The organism is Longimonas sp. (genome assembly GCF_046498435.1).
Taxonomy (GTDB): Bacteria; Bacteroidota; Rhodothermia; order Rhodothermales; family Salinibacteraceae; genus Longimonas.
The window spans coordinates 1-4,447 of the sequence record NZ_JAWOAR010000119.1 but is presented as its reverse complement, the minus strand read 5'-3'; the positions used below and the strand labels follow the sequence as shown (position 1 = coordinate 4,447).

The window sequence follows — 4,447 nt, the reverse complement described above, 5'->3', positions numbered from 1 at the left end:
TCAATACGGTTCTGAAGCGTCTGGATTTCTGCATTGAGCTTCTCATCATCGATCGCGAGCTTTGTCTTGTCCGCTTTGAGTGCCTTGAGCGCCTCAAGCCGCTTGTCGGGGTCGCCTTCGTATTCTTCGGCGATCTCATTATAGCGCTCGTTGAGGCGGTCGAGCGTTTCGACCTGTGTGCTCAGGTGCGTCTCACAGCGCTGGATGCCCTCGTGCGCCGGCGTCGGGTCCATGCCCGCTGCATCCAGGATGTCCAGCACATCGAAGTAGATGCGGTGGGCCCGGTCGTATTTCTCCTCTCCTTCCAGCGCTTTTGCTTCAGCAAACAGCTGCTTGACCGGGTTGTCGCGGCGCGCAAGCAGGAGTTGGCCGCGTTGCTCGGTGGCAATCGTTTCCAGTTTCGTCTTCAGGTCATCAAAGGCCGCTACGAGATCAGGCTCATCGTGCTGATCGGGGTGCAGTGCCGCAAGCGCAGAAATGCCCGCAACCGGGGGCGTCACGGCGCCATCCCAATGCTGCGGAAGGGCCTCTTCCCGAATGTATTCGATAAACTCCTCTCGCTCGCCTGCATCGACCAGGTCCATCTTGTTGGGCGCGACAATGCAGCGGGGTACCTGGCGCTGCACGTTGTTCATGAACTCAAACTCCGTGCGCTTCCCGCCTCCTTGCCGGGCATCCATGAGCAAGAGCGCAATGTCGGCCGTACGGGCCTCTTGTTCGGTAAAGCTGTGGTGGCGGGTGAACTCGTTGTTGGCCCCGGGCGTGTCGACCAGTTCGAGTCCGTCTTTTAGCCAGTCGAGCGGCAACTGAATCTCAACGCGCTCCACCTGGTCGGCCTGTTCCCCCTCTTTCGTCCACGTGCGCAGAAAGTCCTGGAGCGAGGCGCGCTCACGGCGAAGCGTGCTCAGCATATCACGCCGCCCCACAAAGCGCGTCCAGAACGGCGGATCGTCTTCAAAGAGCGGGAGCGAAACGCCATCGGTGCGATGCACAAAGATGTTGAACTCACGTCCGTAGCGCACGCGGGTCGGTACGGCCGTCGTCGGCTCGACAGCAACGGAAAGGATTTCCTCGCCGATGAGGGCATTGAGCATGGTTGTCTTTCCCGCACTGAACTCCCCAAACACGGCCAGCCGAATGGGGGCGGTTTCGAGGTAATTGACCAGTTCGTCGACGTCAATGCGTGACGATGGCGCATCAGCTTGAAGCTCTGAGGTGTCGGGACTTGACATGTAACGAGGGGGCGTGTCATCTATACTGCTGTTATTACTTTAACAATACGGAATGTAGCTCACATACGCAAAAGTTACCCTGGCCGACTTGCAACGTGCGTAGAAATCTCGACATAGACAGCTTGGCTCCTCAAGGAGACGCTTCCTGTAGCGCGCGTAGCTGGTGCCTTTCTGCATTTCTGGCGGCGTCCTGCGATGTGAGAACGCCCTGCCCTTCGCATTCCCCTAACGCTATTTGGGAGTGGTTGAGCTCTACGTGATTGCTGAACGCATCCATCCATCAGGAGATGGATCCCAGATCGTCTGCGGACTGTGGGATGGTGCTTTCCCCTTTTGCTATTCGGGCACTTTTCTCCCACTGCGTCCGTTACGTTAAGATCAAGACCATCAGGCGCTATTCACCTTGCTCACTGTAGATTCATCTTTAACTATGTCTGATAGACCGTCTCATCTAACTCCTAACAAATCCTCCTCGGGCCCATTCCGTGATCGGGCGAATGTCTCGCATACTGATGCCGAGATACACCACCTGATACAGCATGCGATGGCGGCAACAAACAACGCCATGGTTATTACTGACAGTCACCAGCACGATAACCCAATTATTTACGTCAACCGGGCATTCGAACGGCTCTCGGGGTATGCCGAAGACGAGGTGATCGGATATAACTGTCGGTTCATGCAATATCGCTCCAATGGCATGCGTGACGCCGACCAAGAGGGGGTAAAGACCTTACGACGGTTCATACGTCATAAGGAGCCAACCCGAGTTATTATGCGCAACTATCGCAAGTCGGGGGAGCAATTCTGGAACGAACTGTACGTGGCCCCCTTCGCTGATCCAGAGACGGGGGAAGCACGCTATTTTGTAAGCGTACAACGCGATGTCACTAAACGCATCGAGCACAATCGATCCTACGAACGGGAGGTAGCTACACGCATTCAGGCGCTCAAAGAAGAACGGGACGCGCTTGAGCGTGCCAAAACGTCTCTTGTGCGGACGATGAACCGCGAGGTTCGTGATACGCTCACCGCCATCCTGGGGCTGGCCGATCTCATTCAGGAGGAACGTACCGCCGTTCCTTCCAATGAGTATACAGCGCGCATCAGGGCCGAGGGGCAGCGTCTTATGGATACGCTGTCCTCGCTTCAGGAACGCATCGGTATGCACGACGGAGCGCTGGAGTATGCTGCCGTGGCTCCTATCGTCCGCGACGCTGTTGAACATATGCAGGTATCAACCCCGCGCGACGACCTTCCCCTCACGATGACCGTAGATCCAGATGCGCAAGAGGCTGTGGCGCACCTGAATGCCAGTCGGACGGCTACGGTGCTACAGACGCTGATAACCACTATCATGCTGCGTGACAGCGCGCAGGGCTGCACGGTGCGCGTGTATACCACCACGCATTCCAGTCAGCCGTACGTGGCCGTTGACGTGAAGGGGGAACACGTAGAAATTAGCGAAGCTCTGCATCCGCTTCTCTTTGAGCGCTCCACGTATGATACGGCCGGAAAGGGCCCCGAGTATGACGGATCGGGGATTGATCTGTCGCTCACACGAGAACTGGTGGAATCGATGGGAGGAACGCTTTCTATGGAATCGGCTCCTGATGACGGAACCACGTTTACCATAGCGTTTCCGCACGTGCCGGAGCAGGAGCCCTCTGGAGCATCAGTACCATCTTCTGAGCGCGAGCGTGGCTCCGTGCTGATCGTTGAGGACAATGAGGATATCATCTTCCTGATACAGGACATGCTGGAAGACACTGCTGACCTTTCAACAGCCTCCAGTGTCTCCGATGCACTCCAGAAAGCCCAAGATACAGACATTGACCTGTTTCTGGTAGATATTAACCTCGGGACAGGCCGTAGTGGCACCGACCTTCTCAACGACCTCCGTGCTATGGATCGCTATGAGAACACGCCGATCATCGCTGTAACGGCCATTGCGATGCGTGGAGATCGCGAACGGTTTTTGGACCAGGGATTCGACGACTATCTGGCCAAGCCGTTTACCCCCGACACGTTAACCAGCATGGTGAATCGGCATCTCTCGTAGTGCTGTGTCACAGATGATTGTTTAGGTCGTTTGCGAGCACGGAATCCCTCCCCCTAAATCCCCCTCCTCTGAGGGGGACTTCATGAGAGCGTCCTATGGTTTCTTCCTCCCCGGGGAGGGTACGTGTTTAAAGGGCTACCTCATTAAAATGATCTGCTGTTGTATATTGAGGGAGAGAGGTTCAAAAGCTCCCTAATCAGCTGCATCAGGCCCTATGTCGTCGTTTTCAGATACGTCTTCAGATGGAGCCCGGTCGCTCCTTGATCATTTTCAGGATCTGGAGGATCCGCGAATGGACCGGCGCAAGGCGCATCCGTTAGTTAACGTTCTCTTTATTGCGGTCTGTGCAGTGCTTAGCGGCGCGGAAGGCTGGAAGAGCGTTGAGACCTTTGGCCGGGCGAAAAAGCGATGGCTGGCTCGGTATTTGGAGTTGCCCGACGGGCCGCATCCCGTTCCATCCGATGACACGTACCGCCGGACCATCAGTCGCTTGGATCCTGCAGCGTTTGAGGAGGTGTTTCGGGCCTGGGTCGCCTCACTTGCCGAGCACATCGAGGGGGAGGTGATAGCCCTTGATGGAAAGAGCCTGCGCGGCTCGCGTGACCGAGATGAGGCGACGCTTAATCCTGCGCCAAGTGGCAAGGTGACGAGTGGTGAGGCACATAACGAGGAGGCACCGCCTGAACACGGGGCGCCGCAGAAGCCGCTTCACCTTGTAAGCGCATGGGCATGTGAGCAGCGGTTGGTGCTGGCACAACAAGCTGTGGACGCCAAGACAAATGAGATCACCGTTCTCCCGGATCTGCTGCGGATGCTTGAACTGGAAGGCTGTTTGGTAACGATCGACGCAATGGGAACGCAAAAGGCCATTGCCGAGCAGATCCACGAGCGGGGCGGGGACTACGTGTTGGCCCTAAAAAGCAATCACCCGCGGCTCTACGGCGATGTGAAGACCCACTTTGCGGATGTGGTGGACCGAGGGCTCCCGGATCTGGATTCCTCTCATACCCGTGAGGTTGACGGAGGCCACGGGCGAGTGGAGGTCAGAGAGTGCTGGGCGACCGATGACATCGCATGGCTGGACCGGCGGGACCAGTGGCCCGGTCTACAAAGCATCGCGATGGTGGAGGCGACGCGGCAGGAGCACCAGTGG

3 protein-coding genes are annotated in these 4,447 nt (G+C 57.0%); 2 read left to right on the top strand and 1 reads right to left on the bottom strand.

Annotated elements, in window-relative coordinates:
- On the bottom strand, positions 1-1,232 hold a 1,232-nt coding region (locus R6U20_RS04720), incomplete at its 3' end, for a dynamin family protein (RefSeq protein ID WP_410336715.1).
- Positions 1,233-1,662: 430 nt separating this feature from the next.
- On the opposite strand from R6U20_RS04720, the gene R6U20_RS04715 reads away from it, so the two are divergent.
- Both R6U20_RS04715 and R6U20_RS04710 read left to right on the top strand, forming a co-directional pair.
- Positions 1,663-3,294 (top strand): response regulator, encoded by a 1,632-nt coding sequence (locus R6U20_RS04715; RefSeq protein ID WP_410336714.1) that lies wholly within the window; start codon positions 1,663-1,665, stop codon positions 3,292-3,294.
- A gap of 214 nt (positions 3,295-3,508) precedes the next feature.
- The coding region (locus R6U20_RS04710; RefSeq protein WP_410336713.1) for an ISAs1 family transposase at positions 3,509-4,447 on the top strand (939 nt) is incomplete at its 3' end.